Raw genomic sequence first — 19,540 nt, forward strand, 5'->3', positions numbered from 1 at the left:
CCATATTGTTCACGTAGTAGAGCTCAAACAGAATTTAGCATTTCATGAGCGTCTCCAACCACGGCTGTATTCCAATGAATGCAACATACGATGCACCCGCTAGGGAAATACAAAACGACGCCATCAAAAGGTGTTTAAAAGCACCGAGGGTCGACAGGCCAGTGTCTTCAATCGGGTCACGCTTCAGGGATACAGCATATTCTCTGTCAAAGGCGTTTATGCGGGCAATGTATATATTGAATGCCTTACGGAACCGCTCGGTCATAATACGAGAATACCAAGCGATAATGGCTGCAAACAGAAAAACTGCCACCGCTATGACAGGGTCGGCAGCCCGCGCAGAGACAGCAAAGTACCAGAGGCCGCCGATGAGCGTGGAGTATAATAAGGGCAACTTATAGATAAGATCATTCATTCTTCCAAAATGTGCGTAGTGTTGCTTATAGATTTCTATCGCTTCAATTTTTTCATTCAACTTACATCCCCCTCTCCGTCAAAATTAAATCTTTTCAATGAAACTGCGCAAGGTCGAGATGCGAATCGTTTTTGTTTGGGCCGAACTCAAGACCGACCGATGGTCTATTGAAATTGGTACAGAAACCTTCTTGACTTGCCTCGGATCCGGAACCGCTGCGTATTTCACCCATAGCTCAAAGTCGTGGTCGCCTAGTGGCCATAGGCCGTTGTCGAAACCTACTTTATCAACTGGTACAAACAGAACGCGGACCGCCTGCGCGTTACCTGGGTTCACGGCGAATTCAGAAAACGGTACCGACATCAGGCGGAAGTCTTCGCCTGCGCTATCGATGGACGGAAGCATCATCTCCGACCGATACAGCATTCTGCGATTAGCGGTGTTCACACGCAGGAGAAACCACTCGACGACGGCAACAGAGAGACCGCCGTTGATTACCGATAAAGGCAGGACAATATCGAATGCTTGGTTGCCGAGCATTTGAGGGCCGGCAATTTGAATATTGCTCCACAGAACGTCACAGTTAGCCGATAATCTTTGTTCCACGGCAGCGGGATATGCAACCAATATCCATTCCTGAAGCCATCCGTCAAAAACCTCGCGCGAAACTCTATCAGCTCGTATTGAACCGTCGATTAGTCGCGCAGCGATCAAGCTTACCATTGCCTCGCGCATGGGAAGAGGTATGAGGGGGAACGCCTTCGCCAACAGATATCGGTCAAGCTTTGTGACCGCTTGATCGATGAGCGCCAACGTGTCCATAGACGTGGGCGTGGGGACAGATACACCGTGAAAAGGTGAATGTTCCAGTACCGCAGCAGCGATAGGCCCCGCTAGTATAAGCTGATATCTGTCTGCTGAGCCCGATTGGCTCAGTTCCTCGCACCAAGTTTCGACCGCAGCGCGCCCAATCTGGTTCTTGGACGATTTTACCTGTTGGGCGAGTTTATCGTTGTCGTACTCCCAAAGAATATCAACCTTGTCTCCCGCAATGTCTGGTTCGATGGTGACAAAGCGCCACTCCGGCACGCCAATCCTCAGCGCGTCCAGCAAACAAATCAACGTCTGCACGGCGAAACCGCGTATTGCGTCCTGGCCACTCATTCATTCGCTCCAGTATCCGCAGTACCCTAATCTTCCTCAAGCTCGAAGAAGTCCATAGCCATACGGCCCCACTGCAGCCTCATATCCTCTATTGCTATCCGCATTTTGTCGGTTTGCGCTTCATCTTCAAGACGTGCCCAAGCTGCTATCAGTGACAAAACTTCCTTCGCGTATGAGTTACTAACAGCCTCCTCATCTCTGAGCACTTCAAACAGCTTTTCGTGGACCGGGTGACGCGTATTGAGAGTGATCAGTATCACCCCCCCGACAGTCGAAGTGTCGAAGATTGTTTGGCCGGAGACATCGGCGTGGCGAAATCGGAATTTGATTTTTTTGGCAACGTAGTCAATCGCGATCTGCTGCGCGACTTTGTCTTCCACGCCGTCATTCACGATCTCCATCATCAGAGCCTGAGCACGGGCTTCTGGTGATAATTTTTCGCCCTGGTCACTGCGGCCGGTATCTCCAATTCGCTCCCGGCGCCGATTGACAGCCTCTGTAGCAGCCTTCTCAGCCTTGTTTGCGTCAGTCTCCTGCCGCTTTGCCGTTCGTTCCCCTTCTTTCATTTTTGCGATCCGGGCACGCATTGCATCAAGAAGTTTGTCTATTTCCCGGCTGATTCGGTACATCGGAAGACGAGGATCACGATCAGCCTTCAGCATGTCGCGGTATTCGCTTTCTGACATACCTTCAGCCGCAGCATCGTCGCCGAGATCCATGAGGTAGAAGCCGGTCGCCGCCTGCTTGTTGTTTGTCACTCCAAACACATCGTCGAGAGCTGGCTCGAATTCGACTTCGATACCCCACCAGCGTTCTCGTGGATCATAAGAGTTTTCAAAGCTGCGGTTGAGCTCAAGTTCCCTGTCAGCGCGGACTACGGAAATACCCTGATTTTTTTTGGCATGCCTCCCAATTGGGCGGTTGCCGCCCTCGCGGCGAGTCTCCTTCTTTGAGATCGAGGCGCGGATCGTCACATCGTGTTCTTGACCATTGTATCCAACGGTCAATGAAACCGGTTCGCCGAAGAGTTCAAAAGCAGCGAGCTGATCGAACGGGGCTGGGGTATTGGTGCCTGCCATGAGATAGAGGGGATCATTTGGGCGTACGAAGCTCTCGTAAGTTGAATTGTAAGTGCCAGCAGCGAGTTCGTAGGCAGCCAAGCGAATTCGCACGGATTTTTTATTTATGAACCTTCGATAGACCCGCCCCGCGATGAACTCTGTATTGCGCAGCAATGTTGAACTTTGCTTCCAAGAGATGCGGTCGAGGTTGCTCCAAACGACCAATGTACCGTGAGGCGCAATCTCTCCAGCGATCAACTTCAACCATTCCGCTGGAATTGCGGAAACCGTCGGATCCGGAACCTCCGTCAGATTTCCATTTTGAATAGTGTCGATGTCAAGATAGGTGTGAAAGACGTTTCCACCCTGCCAGCTCCAAACGTCCACGCGTTTGCACTGCGAGATTGAAGAGTTTGGCAGGCCCATTCCAAACTTGCCGATACCTTTCTGGTTCTTGGGATCCAGTCTTGAACCGTTTCCGAACTGCAGAGCTTTTCTCAACGCGGCAGGATCCATTCCCACGGCGTTATCATAAACCGCGATTCGGGAGATTCGTTTTCGTACCGTACTGGACGGCGCCTCGTCGACACAGATCAGCTCTACTTGCGTCGTGCCTCCATGCTCTTGGCCAGCCTGAATAGCGTTGTCGATAAGCTCCGCAAGCGCGTGTGCGCTGTCCCGGTATCCCGAGCTTCGCATCGCCGTTATGGAGAGGTTCTGTGGAATAATCGGAAACGACATCTTGGCTCCTAAATGTTGAGGGCGTCCCAATTTTCTAGTCCTCGCGCCAGAACCAGATAATCGGGAATAGGGTCGCCAACCACAACGACCCTCAGGGGATTTTTCGGCTGGCCCCGGCCACTGGCCAGACGCCCCACCATTTCATAAATCAGGGCGCCGGACGTAGTGGGGCAGGCCAATATTGCGGTGGACACTGTGGGAATTTCCACCCCAGAAAGAAAGAAGCCGTGAACGCAGAGGATCTTGTCAGAACGTGAGACATACCTCTGCAAAGCCAAAGTTCTCTGCTGCCGTGACATGTCAGCGGTAATTGCGGCTGATCGCATCCCTCGCAGGCGAAGTAGACCGGCGAAGAGGCGGGCATGTTCGGCTGTAGGTGAGTATAGGACGATTGGTGCAGTCGTCGCCTTCGCCTCCGCCAATACAATCTCAAGAAGAGCGTGGTTGCGGTCAACGTCCCTGCTTAATTGCCCCATGTCCTCGTGGCTAAGATCAATCCCGGACAATAAGATTGGATCTGCCAATGCCAATGGCACGTCCTTTATTTCAACGGTTATATGGTCAACATCACCAGCGTCTCGCAACAATGCCGCCGGATCTTCGACCTCGATCGAAATGCAAGAACCTGAAAATTTTGCAATTAGCGCGGCCAGTGCCTGACGTGATTGGATAACGCTAGCTGGCGACGCCGATACACCAATTATAGAAAAATCGCCCTCCTGGGACATCACGTCTATCACCGCAACGACAGGAGAATGGATGAGTAGTTCAGCATCACCGACGACAAGAACGCGTGTTCGGCGCCCCAAGCTAACCAACCCTGCTTCTTTGTTGAAGAGCCTTTCCACATCTGCAACGACAATCCCGTTCCCGATGATATCGAGATCGGGTGTTGGATGATCGCCGTAAAGCCGGAAAGCGGTGACGTTGCGAGAACCTAGCTGTTGCCAAACACCGCTCAGCTCATCGAAAATCTCTTCGCATAGAGCCTCGCCGGACGCTAACCAGACGACAACTCGTCCGTCGGCCTCGCCTCGATATAGGTCCAAAATAGCAGTTGCGACAGTGCGGAGCTTACCAGCACCGAAGGGCATATGTACCAAGGCAGTGGCTGTCGGATCGTTAATCAGGCGTCGCAGTTTCCGGTAGGCATTGACCTGATGCGCACGCAGTTGATGGCTCGCAGTCGCATTCTGGGTCGCACTGACCACCGAGGCATCCAGATCGACAGTGACATTAAAAAACCGGCGGAGCAGGTCGCTATTGGTTTGGTCGTTGTCGAAATCGACACTCGCCAAGGTCGTAGCCGGAGCATAGGACGCGACCAACAGAAGCTCGCAAAGATGCTTTCCCTCATCCTGCGTAAGTTTTTCAAAGAGCAACCGTCTAACTACCGTATCCCGAAGTGCTCCATCCTCGCCGAGTACGTAAACAACCAGTTCAGCTAGACCGGTAGGAACAATCGCGTCATTACCGACCCGCGTCAGGAGGGCCATTGTAGCTTCACCCAGCAGCGCCGTGAGAGCGGTTGCGTCGCAACGCGCCAGATGCGCCACAAGTTTGGATTCCACTATGCCCCCGTCCGCTTCCGTCACAACTCTAGTTTCAATCGATTAGCAAATGTGCCTCGAGAGCCGAGAAAGCAACCTATGGGAGTTTATTCGATTCTGATAGCTGAATTTTACGCGTCTGCCTATCCGTTACAGCGTACGCAGATCAAGCAGTCCTGTGCTTCTTATTACCTTCGTCGGCCTGCATGAGGGTTTACGACAACCGAATGGCGCGATGTGCTTGCTACACATATTTTGGAGCAGCCAAGAGGCGTGGCCCAGACTAACCGGGCATGGTGTCGAAGCGCTGTAGGATATCCGCGAAGCGGCTCGGTACGGCGTGACCGCACCGAGCCGCCGGTCAATCAGTAAACATCACGCTTTGCTTTGCTGAACCCCCTGTCAGTTGCCATGAATCTCTGAAGCATCGGGGCAACGAGTTTGAATGGGTCGGGTGGAGTGTCTTCGCCAGCGGTGCGCGCAATAATCGCAGCATACGTCTGCAAATCCCGGAATACCGGAGCTGGCAACTCGATGGTGATCTTGACGGGCTTTTCGTCGGGAATAGCAGACAGCTTCAACTTGGTCATCCCGGCTCCTTTGTCGCTCCATAAGGCTTCATTATCAGATCTCGGTTGACAATTACGCGGACCGGGAAACCCGGCCGGATCGTCAGGGTCGGCTGAATATTGAGCTGGCGACCAACGATCTGCTGGCCGATGTCGGATGCACTGTCCTGGGCGCTTTCGCGGATGGCGCGAGCGATGTCGCTTTCGTCATCGAACGAGAGTTCCGTGCCGATGCCGAGAAGCGTCGAGAGCGCTGCGGCTTTGAACAGCTGTCCCCAGTGATAATCCACTTCGTCCTCGAGCCCGGAGAACCCTTGAGTGTCGGCGCCCTGCAGACGCTCCAAAACGATGGATGAGCCGTCCGGCATGATGAGGCGGTTCCAGACCAGCAGCACACGGCTCTGCCCGAAGGCAACCTGACTGTCGTATTGACCGATCAGACGGGCGCCTTGCGGAATGAGGAGATACGAGCCGGTCGGGCTGTCATAGACGTGTCCCGTCACCTGCGCGGTGATCTGGCCGGGCAGATCGGACTTGATGCCGGTAATGAGGGCCGCGGGGATGACGGTGCCCGCCTGCACGACATAGGGAGACACCTTCTCCTGCACGCGGTCGGTACTGACGGTTTGCTGGTCAGTCTCGCCATTGAGGAAGGCGAGCTTGCGGTCCTGCATGTTTTGCGCGGACCCGGCGTCCAGCGATGGTGTCTCGGATGGAATCGGCATACCGGTGGCGGGATCGACGGCAAAAGCAGGTGCAGTTGCCGATGCGATTGTCTGGCCTCCCATCGTTCGCTCCCCACGACTGTCAGTGAACAGCTTTGCTAGACGGGCGGCCTCGATCTCTGCAAGGCGGCGCTGTTCTTCTGGATCGACACGCGGCGTCTGGATGCTAGGTGTTAAGACCGGCTTGCCCGCCTCCTGCGCCCGAAGGATCGGCCGGCCGAGGTCTCCCGGCAGCGCCGGACCCAGTTTCGGAATGTTGGTGTAATCTCTCGGCAGGCCGGCCAGGCCATCGGCTGGTGTCGTGTTGTCGACATTATAGAGCTCCGTCGCGGACTGGTTGCCGCGCCGGTTGGTGTCGAGCGCCCAGAACAGCGCCGCTGAAATGGCGATACTGGCAACGCCGCCGAGACCGATCAACAACTTACGAGACAACCGCGTGACACGGCGCGGCTCAGGCCGCAGGCGTAGTTCCGCTCGGAGGCTCATGTCCGATGATTTTGCAGACCCAGTCATCGGCTGCGCTCCGACGAAAACAGCGTGGTCCGCTTCACCACTGATCGACCATCGGTACGGACGATGCGAACACGCTTTGCGCTGTCCTTGTCGCCAAGCCGCAATTCGGCCGCAGCGAACAGCCGATCGACGACATAATAGTTCTGACGGGCGCGGTAGTTGACCAGTTCGGAGTTGCCGGACGGTCCGATCACGAACAGCGGCGGCATTTCGCCCTGCCCTATGCCGGAGGGAAATTCGATATAGACTTTTGCTCCGTCATCGAACGCGCGCATCGGACGCCACGGTGCTGCATCACCCTCGACGCGGTAACGGAAGTTCAGCTTCGAGATGTCGATGCCGGTGGCGACGCCTTGCGTCTCTGTCGCTCTCGCATTCTGCCGCCGCAGCGCGATCAACTGATCCTGCGGATATTGCCACGAGACAGACGCCATATAGGTCGAGGGCGTGGAGCGCAGTTCCAGATGATAGGTGCGTCGATCGGTGTTGATGACCAGATTGGTCTGGAGATCGGGCCGCGTCGGCTTTACCAGGATATGCACCTGCTTTGAAGCCGCCGTGCCGCTTTCAGTATCGCCGATGATCCAGCGCACGGTGTCGCCTGCAGCCACTGGACCAGACCCGACCAGTTGCTCGCCTGGCTGAAGGGCGATGTCCGTCACTTGACCAGGTGCAGCATAGACCTGATAGAGCGCACCGCCGGAGAAAGGATAGATCTGCACGGCATTGATGAAGCCGTCACGGACCGGCTGGATGCGAGCGGCTTCGTTGGCCAACGTAATCCGTGTCTTCGGATCGTCAGGCTCCGCCTTTGCCTTCTCCCCGTTGATGGGCTTCAACTGGCCGGGTAGCGGCAGGGGTTTCGGCAGTTCGACCACCTTTACAGGCCCAACCGGATCGGCGGTCAGCACGGCGGGCGCCGCGTCATCGTAGTCGATCTCCGGCGGAATGTATTTCTTCGCGCAGCCGGCAAGCGCCGATGCCGACAATAATGTTGCCAGCAGCAGCGATGCACTTTTCCTGTATGCCCGCTTCATTGCGAAAGCTCCTTCGACCAGTTGATTGCGTTGACGTAGACGCCGAGTGGATTGGAGCGCAGCTTTTCAGCGGTGCGCGGCGGCTGGATCACGACGGTCAGAATGGCGGTCCAGCGTTCGGTGGTGGATAGCTGGCCGTTCTCGAACTGCCGTTCGGTCCAGGCGATACGGAAGCTGTCGGGCGAGGCACGGATGACGCTGGAGATCTCGACGGCGATCTGGTTCTTGCCGACCTTCGTGAACGGGTCATTGGCACGGGCATAGTCATTAAGCGCGATCGCCCCGCGATCGGTGGTGTACTCGTAGGCGCGAAGCCAGTTCTGCCGCACGATGACCGGATCGGCCGGAATGCTGCGAACCTGTTCGATGAAACGAGCGAGATGCCAGGCGATCTGTGGATCGGTCGGCCGATAGTCGGTCATGGCAGAGGCAACGGCCTGCGCCTCGCCAAACTTGTCGATCTGCACCACCCATGGCACCACAGTCCCACGCGTCGATTGCCAGACCAGCGCCGATGCAAAACCGCCAGCCAGAAACAGAGAGCCGAAGGCCATCAGCCGCCAGTTTTTCGCCTGCACGCGAGCGGAGCCTATGCGCTCGTCCCAGACCTGCGCTGCCTTCTGGTAGGGGGTTTCGGGTTCCGGGGTGCGTGCGTAGCGCACGGAAGGTCGCCTAAAAATGTTCATCAACGGTCATCCTGATTGAGAGAGACGGACATGGAGCCGCCGCCGTGGTCCGCAGAGCGGATCGTGTGGGCGGCTGTGCTGACACCGTGACTGACGGTGCTGCTCCGCTTCATGCGCTGCGCCCATTCGGGCGGCGTCGAGGGCGATATGTCGGGGCCGGACACGGCGGCGGAACTTGCGGACTGCGGCCCGGCAAACGATGGATCATTGGCGGCTTCGGGCATGCCGACGCCGACCTCGTTCTTGCCGCCGGTCGCCTTCCATGCGCCCGCCTGTCCGGAGCGATAGCTGGAGCTCATGGATTGGGATGCGCCGGACCCCATGGCCCTGCCCTTGGTCACGGCAAAACCGGCGGCTGCTTTTGCGACACCGGCAAAACCGGCAGCACCACCGCCAGTCCCGGTTGTGCCAACAGATGCTTCGCCAAGCCCGTAGGCGGTCCTGGCGCCGCCGGCGAGTGTTGCCCCTCCCCTCGCCACACCGCCGACAGCATTTGCGGCCGCACCCAGTCCAGCCTTGGCACCCATGTAACCGGCAGCTCCCAGACCGGCTGCGGCAAGACCGGTTCCGACGGCAGCGCCTGCTCCGAGTTGCGGGGCGCCGGACACCAAGCCCGAGGCGATACCGGGACCGAAGATCGACAGGCCCATCAACGAGAGCGCGCCGAGCACAAGCGATAGTGCCTCGGTGATGGTCGGCTGTTCAGAGAAACCGGATGTGAACTCGTCGAACAGCCCGGAGCCGATGCCGACGATGACGGCCAGCACCAGTATCTTGACCCCGGAGGCGACGATATTGCCGAGCACCTTCTCGGCGAGGAAGGATGTCTTGTTGAACAGCGCGAAGGGGATCAGGACGAAGCCCGCAAGCGTCGTCAGCTTGAACTCGATCAGCGTGATAAAGATCTGGATGGCGAGGATGAAGAAGGCAACGAGAACGATGACCCAGGCCACCATCAAGACGAAGATCTGCACGAAGTTTTCGAAGAAGGCGATATAGCCCATCAACTCGCCGGCGGCCTCCAGGATGGGATTGCCGGCATCGATACCGACCTGCGCCACGCGACCGGGCTGCAACAGTTCCGAGGCTGACAGGCTAGAGCCACCGGCCTTGAGACCGAGCCCGGAAAAGCTCTCGAAGACGATGCCCGCGAGCCGGTTGAAGTTGCCGATGATGAAGGCGAAAAAACCGATATAGAGCGTCTTCTTCACCAGCCGCTGCAGCACGTCCTCATCCGCGCCCCATGCCCAGAACAGACCGGCCAGCACGATATCGATGACGATCAGCGTCGAGGTCAGGAAAGCCACCTCCCCGCCGAGCAGACCGAAGCCGCTGTCGATGTAGGCGGTGAAGGTTTCGAGGAAACGGTCGATGATGCCGGTATTGTTCATGGCGACGGCACCTCGCCGGTCTTCGGTGCGACCGGTCGATCGGTTGCGAAGAAGCGGCGGCGATTTTCCGCCCAGGCCTTGTGGCAGGCAGCATCATCGGCCGCGGCCATGCCAAGGTCGCGGCAGCGCGAGAGCCCGGTGTTGACGGGCTCGCCGCCCGGACGCCCGATACTGGGGACTTTCGCATCGGTTGCGTCTTCATCTTGCAGGGCAACGATTGCGGCGGTCAGCCCTGCACCAAATGCGAAGACGGCAAGTATCCGGGCGGCGATCTTCAGGTCCATTTGTCTCCGTGCTCCTCAATCGTGGAACATGCGGACGCTGGACGGACTGTAGGCCGAGCCGGTCATGAAGCGGCTGAACTGCTCTCGGGCCTGTTCCTGTGCCGCTGCAGCCCTCGCCTGTTCCAGCGCACTGGCCCTGCCCTGCGCGGCGAGCATGGCGGTCAGATCAGAGATCTGTTTTGCCTGCACGGCCATGAGCTGGTTGCCGGCTTGGGTCGCCTGCAGCACACCGACTGCCGACTGGCTGGCATCGACCAGTTCGCTGGTCTGCCGTTGCGTGCCCTCGATATTGTCGACTGCCACGGCTCCTGCCTTGAGCGAATGCTCGAAAGCGGAAACCGATTGCTGCCAGCGCTGTTGCGCGGCCGAGACCAGCTGCGTTGCCGTTCGGTCTCCAGCGGCAAAATCGCGATAGGTGGCGTTGAATTGCTCGTCGATGTTCTGGACGTCGTAGGCAAGCTGGTCCGCTTCCCCGAGCAGGTTCTTCATCTCGGAAAAATTGTCCTCGATCTGCGACAGCATCGAGGTCGGCAGGCTGGTGAGGTTCTTCGCCTGATTGATGAGCATCTGGGCTTCGTTTTGAAGCGATGTGACCTGGTTTTTGATCTGTTCCAGTGCCCGGGCGGCCGAAAGCAGGTTCTGGCTGTAGTTGGTCGGGTCGTAGACAATCCGCCATGCAAAAGCCGGCGTCCCCAGGAATGGAACAGCGGCGCATGGCAAGACCAGAATGGCTGCGGCGCAGGCGAGTGCGCGGACGCGGCCTTTGAGGCCAGCACGGACAACGGTAGTCTTCATTGGGAAATCTCCTCTTCGGGTGACAGGGGGATGGGATTCGAGCCGCTCGTCTTTTCCGCCGACTGGTCGATGACGTTGGTTAGGTCGGGAACAAGATCGGAGGCCCAGCGCAGGCCGTTGGCCTCGAGCCAGGCTTCAAGAAAGTAAGGGCGCGCACCGTTGCGGATCAGTTCATCGATCAGCGCATGGTCGGCCTTGGTGGATGCAGCACAAAGCGTCAGCGCAACGGAGCCAAGGCCAAGCTCGAACAGCCGGTTGCCTCTGCGGCTCTGGCAGTAATAGTCCCGTTTCGGAGTCGCCCTTGCGATGATCTCGATCTGGCGCGCATTCAAACCGAAGCGTTCATAAATTGAGGTGATCTGCGGCTCGATGGCCCGCTCGTTGGCGAGAAAGATGCGCGTCGGGCAGCTTTCGACGATCACGGGCGCGATCGGCGAAGCCTCGATGTCGGCGAGCGACTGCGAAGAGAAGACGACGCTGACATTCTTCTTGCGCAGCGTCTTCAGCCATTCCTTGATTTTCTGGGCAAAGCCGCCGTCGTCCAGCGCCCGCCAGCCCTCGTCGATGATCAGCAGGCTCGGCCGACCGTCGAAGCGGGATTCAATCCGGTGGAACAGATAGGAAAGAACGGCGGGCGCCGCTCCCGTGCCGATCAATCCTTCGGTCTCGAAGGCCTGCACCTGCGCGTCCCCAAGCCATTCCATTTCCGCATCGAGGAGGCGACCATATGGGCCACCGATGCAGTAGGGCCGCAAAGCCTGCTTGAGCGCAGATGATTGCAGCAGTACCGTCAGGCCGGTGATGGTCCGCTCCACGACCGGCGCGGAAGCCAGGGACGTCAATGCCGTCCAGAGATATTCCTTGATATCAGGCGTGACGGTGACACCCTCACGGATCAGGATATCGACAAGCCAGTCGGCAGCCCATGCCCGCTCCGGAGTGTCCTCGATTCCGGCGAGCGGCTGGAGTGACACGGTATTGAGGAGCGATGTATCGTCGGAGAGCGAACCGCCCAAATCCTGCCAGTCGCCATTCATGGCGAGCGTTGCGGCCCTTATGCTTCCGCCGAAATCAAAGGCGAAGACCTGGGAGCGGAGATAGCGGCGGAACTGAAGGGCCATCATCGCCAACAGCACGGACTTTCCGGCACCGGTCGGGCCAACGATCATGGTGTGGCCGACATCGCCGACATGAAGAGAAAACCGGAACGGCGTCGATCCTTCGGTGCGGGCATAAAACAGCGGTGGCGCGTCGAAATGTTCGTCCTTCGCCGGACCCGCCCAGACTGCGGACAGCGGAATCATATGGGCGAGGTTCAACGTCGAGATCGGCGGCTGGCGGACATTGGCATAGGTCTGGCCAGGGATACTGCCGAGCCATGCTTCGATGGCGTTGACGCTTTCGATGATTGCCGTGAAGTCGCGTGACTGAATGACCTTTTCCGTCAGCCGCAGTTTCTCGTCGGCAATCGCCGGATCGGCATCCCAGACAGTGACGGTAGCGGTGACGTAAGCTTCCCCGACCTGATCGGAGCCGAGATCCTGCAGGGCTGCATCGGCATCGGCCGCCTTGTTGGCGGCATCGCTATCGACCAAGACCGATTGCTCGTTGGTCAGCACTTCCTTGAGGATCGCAGCGATGGATTTGCGTTTGGCGAACCACTGCCGCCTGATCTTCGTCACCAGCCGTGTCGCGTCGGTCTTGTCGAGCATGATCGCCCGGGTGCTCCACCGATAGGGAAAGGCCAGCCGGTTGAGATCGTCGAGGATGCCGGGAAAGGTGACCGTCGGAAACCCGATCACCGTCAGCGTACGCAGATGGAAATCGCCAAGCCTCGGCTCCAGGCCGCCGGCCAAAGGCTGATCGGCCAGCAACGCGTCAAGGTGGACAGGTGTTTCCGGAATACGGACACGATGGCGTTTGGTGGAAATGGTCGAATGCAGGTAGGTGAGCGTCTCCGCGTCATCCAGCCATCCGGCTTCCGGAACGAAGCCTTCCACGAGATGGAGGACACGATCCGTCCTGTCGATGAAACTGTTCAGCAGTTCCCATGGATCCACACCGCTTTTCTCCCGGCCCTCGTAGAGCCAGCTTTCCAGGCGTGAGGCTTCTTCCGCAGGCGGCAGCCACACGAAGGTCAGGAAATAGCTGCTCTCGTAGAGAAGGCCGGATTCATCGAATTGTTCGCGCCGCTCTATGTCGAGAAGCGCAGATGCGGAATCCGGAAACAGGCTTTCCGGATAGTCGGTGGCAGGGTTCCTCTGGGCTTCGACGAAGATCGCCCAACCGGAGCCAAGGCGACGCAGCGCGTTGTTAAGCCGTGCCGTGGTCCCCACCAGCTCGGCCGGCGTGGCGCTGTCGAGATCGGGACCCCGAAACCGCGCTGTGCGCTGGAACGAACCGTCCTTGTTCAGGACGGCGCCCGGTGCGACCAGAGCCGCCCATGGCAGGAAGTCGGAGAGGTGGGAAGCGCGTTTGCGGTATTCGGCAAGGTTCATCATCGGCAAATCCTCACACGCCCATATGCGCCGGATAGCGCAGGTGCCTGCGCCCGACGTCGACGAATTGCGCATCGCGTTTCGCAGCCCAGACGGCCGCGAAATGGCCGATGGCCCAGATCACCAGCCCGGCGATCCAGAGGCGAAGGCCGAGGCTGACGGCAGCGGCAAGCGTGCCGTTGGCAATGGCCACGGCACGGGGAGCGCCGCCGAGCAGGATCGGCTCGGCCAGCGACCGATGCACGGTCGCGAAGAAACCGCGCACTTCATCTTCTTGCTGGAAACTTGCTCCCATCAGACCAGCGCTCCGCCGCCGAAGGAAAAGAACGACAGGAAGAAGGAACTGGCGGCGAATGCGATGCTCAACCCGAAGACGATCTGGATCAGCTTGCGGAAGCCGCCGGACGTGTCGCCGAAGGCGAGCGCTAGGCCGGTGGCGATGATGATGATCACCGCGACGATCTTGGCGACCGGCCCTTCGATGGATTCCAGGATCTGCTGCAGCGGCTCCTCCCACGGCATGGACGAACCGGAGGCATGGGCGGGTGCCGCCATCAGCAGCGCGATCGAGGCAAGCGCCGTCGCGTGGACAAGGCAATTACGAGCACGACGAAGGACAAACGAGACAGACGTATTCATTGCTGGTCTCCTTTCGGGAGAAGTTGGTGAGCGGGAGGAGCTTGAGCGTTGAGGGTGCGGTAGTCGCCGGTGACGGGATCGAGCCCGTCGACAAGAGCGATTTCCACAAGGCGGCGGGCAGCGCCACGGCCGGACAGAACGGCGATGATGTCGATGGTTTCGGCGATAAGCGCGCGGGGAACCGTGACGACGGCTTCCTGCACGAGTTGCTCCAGCCGCCGCAGTGCCCCGATCGCCGTATTGGCGTGGATCGTGCCGATGCCACCTGGATGGCCGGTGCCCCACGCTTTCAGGAGGTCAAGGGCTTCCGCGCCGCGCACCTCTCCGACCGGAATACGGTCCGGCCGCAGACGTAGCGACGACTTCACCAGATCGGAGAGCGAGGCCACGCCATCTTTGGTCCGCAGCGCCACGAGATTAGGGGCGGCACATTGCAACTCTCTGGTATCTTCGATCAGCACCACGCGATCGGACGTCTTGGCGACTTCCGCCAGCAGAGCATTGGTGAGTGTCGTCTTGCCGGTGGATGTGCCGCCGGCGACAAGTATGTTCTTGCGCTTCTCCACCGCCAGCCGAAGCACCTCGGCCTGGCCCTGGGTCATGATGCCGGCGGCGACATAATCGGAAAGCGTGAAGACAGCGACAGCAGGCTTGCGGATGGCGAACGTCGCTGCGGCAACGACCGGCGGCAGCAATCCCTCGAAGCGTTCGCCGGTTTCCGGCAGTTCGGCCGAGACGCGTGGTGCGCCGGCGTGTACCTCGGCGCCAACGTGATGCGCAACCAGGCGCACGATGCGCTCGCCATCGGCCGGGATCAGTATGTCGTCTGTTGCGACAAGACCCTCCTTCAGACGATCGACCCAAAGGCGTCCGTCCGGGTTCAGCATTACTTCGACGACGTAGGGATCCTCGAGATAGGCGGCGATGGCCGGCCCCAGTGCCGTACGGAGCATGCGCGCGCCGCGTGAAACGGCTTGCCCTTCTTGACGATGATTGACCATGACGCCCCCGTTCGGGCCATCCGCAAAACGTCCGGATGGCGACAGGGACAATCAAGAAAGGCACAAATTAGGTGCCGGCAACACTATTCTTTCCGGGATCGTAGGCGCTCGTAGAGGAGCGAAAAAATACTTGCTAGGTGCGGGGCAGGCTTGCTCCACTACTTCGGTCATGCGGCCGTGCAGCCAAGTATCGGATAGCCAACGAGACCCAACAAAACTCGGTGGCACAAAAGCCGCATATCAGCGAAAATCACTGGTTTTCGTGGTCGGCTCGCTCGATATCCTCGGAAATTTCCTGCCTCAGCTTAGGACCCTTCGCGAGCCTGCGCCCCAACGCGGTGACGAACGCCTCGTAGCGTTCACTCGATTTGGCCCGTGCGGCCTGCGCGGCAGGCTCTGGCAGCGCTGGAGTTGTCGACAACCAGAAGCGCACAAATACAGCCAACGTCTCGACCGAAATACCGAGGTCGCGCTCCATTCGCGTCATGCGGCGGTCGAGTTGGTCGAGCCGCTTGGTGGTGGCAGCCTCCTGTCGCTCGGCTCCATCTGGCGACAGGAAGGACGCGATACCCGCTTCGGCGATCAGGGATAGAGATTGATCGCGCCGAGCAGCATACGCAGCGAGCGCCTTCATGACATCAGGATCAAGATAGACTGAGAGGCGCTGTTTCTTGGGAGCTTTTATCACAATCGTCTCCTACAGATCGATCCCATCGCCCGGATCGAGCGAGGCCTGACGTGCTACTTGGCGCATGGTCTGGTTCATACGGCTGAGGCGGGCGGCGTCCTCCTCCACATCGTCGCGGGGGTCGATCTCGAATTCGTTCTCGATCACATCCTTACGCTCGACCGTCCTGGTTCGGCTCAGTTCCGGCTGATGTCGGCGTTCAGAGTCCGTCGGATCGTCGTCCGTCTGCGCTTCTGCCGCGACCCGCGTGTCTAATACCGGCGGCTTCGGAGGTTCAATGTTGCTCCAGTCGTCGGCTTGTCCGCTCTTTGGCTTGGTCAGGGTAGGTGGCGTCAGGATTCGCTCCTGAAGGCGGCTATCCTCGTAGTATCGGGCTTTCTTAGCTCGGATCGGCGGGATGCCGGCGACCATGACGATCTCGTCCGAGGGCGGAAGCTGCATGATCTCGCCGGGGGTGAGGAGCTGCCGCGCCGTCTCGGAGCGGGAGACCATCAAATGCCCGAGCCATGGCGAGAGCCGGTGACCGGCATAGTTCTTCATCGCCTTCATCTCGGTGGCGGTGCCCAGCGCATCGGATACCCGTTTCGCGGTACGTTCGTCATTGGTCGCGAAGCTGACACGGACGTGGCAGTTGTCCAGGATCGAGTTGTTCGGACCATAAGCCTTCTCGATCTGGTTCAGCGACTGGGAAATCAGAAACGCCTTGAGGCCATATCCGGCCATAAAGGCGAGCGCACTCTCGAAGAAGTCGAGGCGGCCGAGTGCCGGAAATTCGTCGAGCATCAGGAGAAGCCGATGGCGGTTGCCTTTCGCTTGCAGGTCTTCGGTCAGGCGGCGTCCGACCTGATTGAGGATCAGGCGGATCAGCGGCTTGGTCCGGTTGATGTCGGACGGTGGCACCACGAGGTAGAGCGTAGTCGGATGCTTGCCGCCAACGATGTCGATGATGCGCCAATCGCAGCGGCGTGTGACTTCGGCGACGATGGGATCGCGATAGAGCCCAAGGAACGACATGGCGGTCGACAGCACGCCGGACCGCTCGTTGTCGGATTTGTTCAGCAACTCGCGCGCGGCGGACGCGATGACGGGATGCGGCCCGGCCTCGCACAGATGCGCCGTCTTCATCATGGCAGCCAACGTTGACTCGATTGGCCGCTTGGGATCAGACAGGAAGGCGCCTACGCCAGCGAGTGTCTTGTCGGCCTCGGCATAGAGAACATGGAGGATCGCTCCAACCAGCAACGCGTGACTGGTCTTCTCCCAGTGGTTTCGCTTTTCCAGCGAGCCTTCGGGATCCACGAGAATGTCGGCGATATTCTGTACGTCGCGAACCTCCCATTCCCCTTTCCGGACTTCCAGCAGCGGATTGTAGGCGGCAGACTTCGCGTTGGTCGGATCGAACAGCAAGACTTGACCATGGCGGGCGCGAAAGCCAGCGGTCAACGTCCAGTTCTCGCCCTTGATGTCGTGGACGATCGCCGACCCAGGCCAGGTCAGAAGCGACGGCACGACCAGGCCGACGCCCTTGCCGGACCGGGTCGGCGCGAAGCACAGCACATGCTCCGGCCCGTCATGGCGAAGGTAATCGCGATCGTGCTTACCGAGCACGACGCCGTCGGGGCCGAGCAAACCGGCCGCTTTGATCTCGTCGGGACCTGCCCAGCGGGCGGAGCCGTAGGTTTCGACATTCTTCGCCTCGCGCGCGCGCCAGACGGACATGCCGATCGCAGCGGCAATAGCGATGAAGCCCCCGGACGCTGCAATGAAACCACCTTCGATAAAGATTGGCGGTGCGTACGCATCGTAGAAGTACCACCACCAGAAGAAGGCCGGCGGATAGTAGATCGGCCAGCCCGCCAGTTCGAACCACGGGTCCCCGAGCTGCGGCTGGAATCCCAGCCGCCACGCGGTCCACTGTGTCGCCGCCCAGGTCGTCATGAGGACGATCAGGCAGACGGTGATGAGTTGCCCCCAGAGGATCTTGGTCGACGACATGGCTTGTTCCTTTCTTGATTGGATTACATCCCGAGCCCGCGCTTGCGCCCGAAGCTCCAGTCGACGCCGCCGTCGCCGCGCGAGACGCCGGAGACATGCTGGCCGATTTGCTTTTCGAGGGATGGCGTCCAAGGCACGAGCTGGAAGCCGAGGCCGTCGTCGATCATGGCAAAGCGGCCGGAGGCGAGCGCAAAGCGCTGTCGATACGTCCCGGCGACATACTCGCCGGTCCCTACCTTGGAGAAGGGTCGGCCGGTGTCTGTTGCCAGCTTCTGGCCGAGGGCCTCAATCTCGCGTTGCCGCAACGTGTCGATCAGGCCTGGCGAGAAGCTGACGCCGCGCGATTGCCGCTCGGCGAGACCCTGGCCAACGAGATGTTCGGCGCGCCTATCCATCGCCTGGCGCACCTCCGCGCCGAAGCCGCCACCGCCGAGCGCCACGGGATCTCGGGCGATTGCCTGCCGGTCGAGCCATGTGGCGCCGGTGGCACGAACCTGCCGTTCGATGTCGAGATCGGAGCGGACCGCGAGCGCGACGCGGCGGCGTCCCTGCGCGTCGTCGAACTTGCGCAGCTCGACGACCGAGCCCGGCGCGCCGTCGCCAGCAGCATCAAGGTCAGGCAGCTTGATGTGATGGGTGCGTCCGTCGGTGCCATCCACCACGGCATAGGCCGTGCCCTTCAACTCATCGTCGAGACCACGATCGACCAGCCGCCCAACGACAGGATCGTCGAGGCTTTCGCCGGCGAGCACATAGTTGGCCGCGCCGCGCACGATGCCGCGATCGGTCAGGCCGCGATGGATGCGCTTGATGATGTCGCCACGCTCGCCCAACTCGCGCAGCGTTCCCTCGGCATTCTCGGACACGACCCATTGGCCGGGACCGACCTGATCCGCGAGGCCGAGCGTCTCCAGCTTCCGCAATCGGCCGACTTTCATCGTGTGGAATTCGTCCGGCTGGCGATCTGGGTGCGGGGCGAGATCGACGACGCCGGTACGGTAGCTGTCCCTGGCAAGCTGCCGGTCGAGATTGGTCCAGCGCTCCGCCTCGATCTGCCGTTCGAGGTTGCGGCGAATCTCGTGATCAGTGCGCGGCCCCAGCTCCTGGGTGACGAGATCCTTTCCGCGGGCGCGCATGCCTTCCTTGATGTAGTCGCGGGAGATAACGAGGTCCTGGCCGTCGTCGGTGCGGCCGCGCAGGATGATATGGACGTGCGGATTGTCGGTGTTCCAGTGATCGACGCCGACCCAGTCGAGGCGGGTAGCCAAGTCCTTCTCCATCTGCCCCATCAGGTCGCGGGCATAGCTCTTGAGGTCAGACATCTCGGTCGCGTCCTCGGGCGAGACGATGAACCGGAAGTGATGCCGGTCGTCCTGGATCCGCTCCGCAAAGGCCTTGGGATCGGCGTCCTCGGTCCCCGGCCCGAACAGCCGCGCCTTCTCCCCATCCTGGGTAACGCCCTCACGCCGGAGATAGCTGAGGTGGGCGCTCAGGGGCGCCGAACGAGCATTGTGCCGTACGACGCGCGTTTTGATGACTGTATTACGCGAACGGCTTGTGAGCAGCCGATTGGCCTGCACGGTCGCGCGCTGGCCACGCCCGAAACGCGAGCGGCTCCCCGAGCTGATTTTGCCGGAGCGCGAGACCCTGCCGCCGGCGCGCTGAGCGGCCGCCAGTGCCTGGGCGATGAAGGGCCGCGCTTGTTGTGCGCGGGTGGAGCGGATGCGGCCTGGCCGTATGCGGACATCGTCCTCGCCGCTCATGGCTGAGGCCCCGCACATCGCGCAA

Annotated in this window: 18 protein-coding genes; all 18 read right to left on the reverse strand. The window is 59.8% G+C overall.

Going from position 1 to position 19,540, the window contains the following annotated elements; translation table 11 throughout:
• Positions 1-34 precede the first annotated feature (34 nt).
• The gene (locus IEI95_RS02910; RefSeq protein WP_194415803.1) at positions 35-475 is read right to left on the reverse strand and encodes a hypothetical protein; all 441 of its coding nucleotides are present in this window, start codon (positions 473-475) and stop codon (positions 35-37) included.
• A gap of 24 nt (positions 476-499) precedes the next feature.
• Positions 500-1,579 carry a hypothetical protein gene (locus tag IEI95_RS02915; RefSeq protein WP_194415805.1) on the reverse strand — a complete coding sequence of 360 codons (1,080 nt, stop codon included), beginning with the start codon at positions 1,577-1,579 and terminating at the stop codon, positions 500-502.
• 26 nt (positions 1,580-1,605) lie between these two features.
• A complete protein-coding gene (locus IEI95_RS02920; protein ID WP_194415807.1) occupies positions 1,606-3,381 on the reverse strand; it encodes an ATP-binding protein in 1,776 nt (591 codons plus the stop codon).
• An 8-nt stretch (positions 3,382-3,389) separates the two neighbouring features.
• Positions 3,390-4,952 (reverse strand): DEAD/DEAH box helicase, encoded by a 1,563-nt coding sequence (locus IEI95_RS02925; RefSeq protein ID WP_194415809.1) that lies wholly within the window; start codon positions 4,950-4,952, stop codon positions 3,390-3,392.
• Positions 4,953-5,296: 344 nt separating this feature from the next.
• Positions 5,297-5,521, reverse strand: coding sequence for a DUF2274 domain-containing protein (locus IEI95_RS02930; RefSeq protein WP_194415811.1), 225 nt, complete (start codon positions 5,519-5,521; stop codon positions 5,297-5,299).
• Positions 5,518-6,738: a TraB/TrbI/VirB10 family type IV secretion system protein gene (locus IEI95_RS02935; RefSeq protein ID WP_194415813.1), complete on the reverse strand. Its 1,221-nt coding sequence runs from the start codon at positions 6,736-6,738 to the stop codon at positions 5,518-5,520. Before IEI95_RS02935 ends, IEI95_RS02930 begins: the two co-directional genes overlap by 4 nt.
• Positions 6,735-7,775, reverse strand: coding sequence for a P-type conjugative transfer protein TrbG (gene trbG / locus IEI95_RS02940; RefSeq protein ID WP_194415815.1), 1,041 nt, complete (start codon positions 7,773-7,775; stop codon positions 6,735-6,737). Before trbG ends, IEI95_RS02935 begins: the two co-directional genes overlap by 4 nt.
• The gene (gene trbF, locus IEI95_RS02945; protein ID WP_194415817.1) at positions 7,772-8,461 is read right to left on the reverse strand and encodes a conjugal transfer protein TrbF; all 690 of its coding nucleotides are present in this window, start codon (positions 8,459-8,461) and stop codon (positions 7,772-7,774) included. The genes trbG and trbF overlap by 4 nt, the downstream gene beginning before the upstream one ends.
• Positions 8,461-9,852: a P-type conjugative transfer protein TrbL gene (gene trbL / locus IEI95_RS02950; RefSeq protein ID WP_194415819.1), complete on the reverse strand. Its 1,392-nt coding sequence runs from the start codon at positions 9,850-9,852 to the stop codon at positions 8,461-8,463. Before trbL ends, trbF begins: the two co-directional genes overlap by 1 nt.
• On the reverse strand, positions 9,849-10,136 hold the full coding sequence (trbK-alt, locus tag IEI95_RS02955; protein WP_194415820.1) for a putative entry exclusion protein TrbK-alt: 288 nt from the start codon (positions 10,134-10,136) through the stop codon (positions 9,849-9,851). Before trbK-alt ends, trbL begins: the two co-directional genes overlap by 4 nt.
• 15 nt (positions 10,137-10,151) lie before the next feature.
• On the reverse strand, positions 10,152-10,931 hold the full coding sequence (trbJ, locus tag IEI95_RS02960; protein ID WP_194415822.1) for a P-type conjugative transfer protein TrbJ: 780 nt from the start codon (positions 10,929-10,931) through the stop codon (positions 10,152-10,154).
• The gene (trbE, locus tag IEI95_RS02965; protein ID WP_194415823.1) at positions 10,928-13,432 is read right to left on the reverse strand and encodes a conjugal transfer protein TrbE; all 2,505 of its coding nucleotides are present in this window, start codon (positions 13,430-13,432) and stop codon (positions 10,928-10,930) included. Before trbE ends, trbJ begins: the two co-directional genes overlap by 4 nt.
• A 10-nt stretch (positions 13,433-13,442) precedes the next feature.
• A complete protein-coding gene (locus tag IEI95_RS02970; protein WP_194415825.1) occupies positions 13,443-13,724 on the reverse strand; it encodes a VirB3 family type IV secretion system protein in 282 nt (93 codons plus the stop codon).
• On the reverse strand, positions 13,724-14,068 hold the full coding sequence (locus IEI95_RS02975) for a TrbC/VirB2 family type IV secretion system protein (RefSeq protein WP_194415827.1): 345 nt from the start codon (positions 14,066-14,068) through the stop codon (positions 13,724-13,726). The genes IEI95_RS02970 and IEI95_RS02975 overlap by 1 nt, the downstream gene beginning before the upstream one ends.
• Positions 14,065-15,069 carry a P-type conjugative transfer ATPase TrbB gene (trbB, locus tag IEI95_RS02980; protein ID WP_194415829.1) on the reverse strand — a complete coding sequence of 335 codons (1,005 nt, stop codon included), beginning with the start codon at positions 15,067-15,069 and terminating at the stop codon, positions 14,065-14,067. The genes IEI95_RS02975 and trbB overlap by 4 nt, the downstream gene beginning before the upstream one ends.
• A 250-nt stretch (positions 15,070-15,319) precedes the next feature.
• Positions 15,320-15,757 carry a CopG family transcriptional regulator gene (locus IEI95_RS02985; RefSeq protein ID WP_194415831.1) on the reverse strand — a complete coding sequence of 146 codons (438 nt, stop codon included), beginning with the start codon at positions 15,755-15,757 and terminating at the stop codon, positions 15,320-15,322.
• Between the two features lie 9 nt (positions 15,758-15,766).
• Positions 15,767-17,752: a conjugal transfer protein TraG gene (locus IEI95_RS02990; RefSeq protein ID WP_194415833.1), complete on the reverse strand. Its 1,986-nt coding sequence runs from the start codon at positions 17,750-17,752 to the stop codon at positions 15,767-15,769.
• A 23-nt stretch (positions 17,753-17,775) separates the two neighbouring features.
• Positions 17,776-19,515, reverse strand: a complete 1,740-nt coding sequence (locus IEI95_RS02995) for a VirD2 family relaxase/mobilization nuclease (protein WP_194415835.1) — start codon at positions 19,513-19,515, stop codon at positions 17,776-17,778.
• Between the last annotated feature and the right edge of the window lie 25 nt (positions 19,516-19,540).

Origin of the sequence: Agrobacterium vitis (genome assembly GCF_014926405.1) — a bacterium.
GTDB classification, from domain to species: Bacteria; Pseudomonadota; Alphaproteobacteria; order Rhizobiales; family Rhizobiaceae; genus Allorhizobium; species Allorhizobium vitis_H.

Coding starts and splice junctions, on each gene's coding strand:
- IEI95_RS02930 (WP_194415811.1), bottom strand. CDS start 5,521: ATGACCAAGTTGAAGCTGTCTGCTATTCCCGACGAAAAGCCCGTCAAG.
- trbG (WP_194415815.1), bottom strand. CDS start 7,775: ATGAAGCGGGCATACAGGAAAAGTGCATCGCTGCTGCTGGCAACATTA.
- trbL (WP_194415819.1), bottom strand. CDS start 9,852: ATGAACAATACCGGCATCATCGACCGTTTCCTCGAAACCTTCACCGCC.
- IEI95_RS02920 (WP_194415807.1), bottom strand. CDS start 3,381: ATGTCGTTTCCGATTATTCCACAGAACCTCTCCATAACGGCGATGCGA.
- IEI95_RS02915 (WP_194415805.1), bottom strand. CDS start 1,579: ATGAGTGGCCAGGACGCAATACGCGGTTTCGCCGTGCAGACGTTGATT.
- trbK-alt (WP_194415820.1), bottom strand. CDS start 10,136: ATGGACCTGAAGATCGCCGCCCGGATACTTGCCGTCTTCGCATTTGGT.
- IEI95_RS02975 (WP_194415827.1), bottom strand. CDS start 14,068: ATGAATACGTCTGTCTCGTTTGTCCTTCGTCGTGCTCGTAATTGCCTT.
- IEI95_RS02990 (WP_194415833.1), bottom strand. CDS start 17,752: ATGTCGTCGACCAAGATCCTCTGGGGGCAACTCATCACCGTCTGCCTG.
- IEI95_RS02935 (WP_194415813.1), bottom strand. CDS start 6,738: ATGACTGGGTCTGCAAAATCATCGGACATGAGCCTCCGAGCGGAACTA.
- trbB (WP_194415829.1), bottom strand. CDS start 15,069: ATGGTCAATCATCGTCAAGAAGGGCAAGCCGTTTCACGCGGCGCGCGC.
- trbJ (WP_194415822.1), bottom strand. CDS start 10,931: ATGAAGACTACCGTTGTCCGTGCTGGCCTCAAAGGCCGCGTCCGCGCA.
- trbE (WP_194415823.1), bottom strand. CDS start 13,432: ATGATGAACCTTGCCGAATACCGCAAACGCGCTTCCCACCTCTCCGAC.
- IEI95_RS02970 (WP_194415825.1), bottom strand. CDS start 13,724: ATGGGAGCAAGTTTCCAGCAAGAAGATGAAGTGCGCGGTTTCTTCGCG.
- IEI95_RS02995 (WP_194415835.1), bottom strand. CDS start 19,515: ATGAGCGGCGAGGACGATGTCCGCATACGGCCAGGCCGCATCCGCTCC.
- trbF (WP_194415817.1), bottom strand. CDS start 8,461: ATGAACATTTTTAGGCGACCTTCCGTGCGCTACGCACGCACCCCGGAA.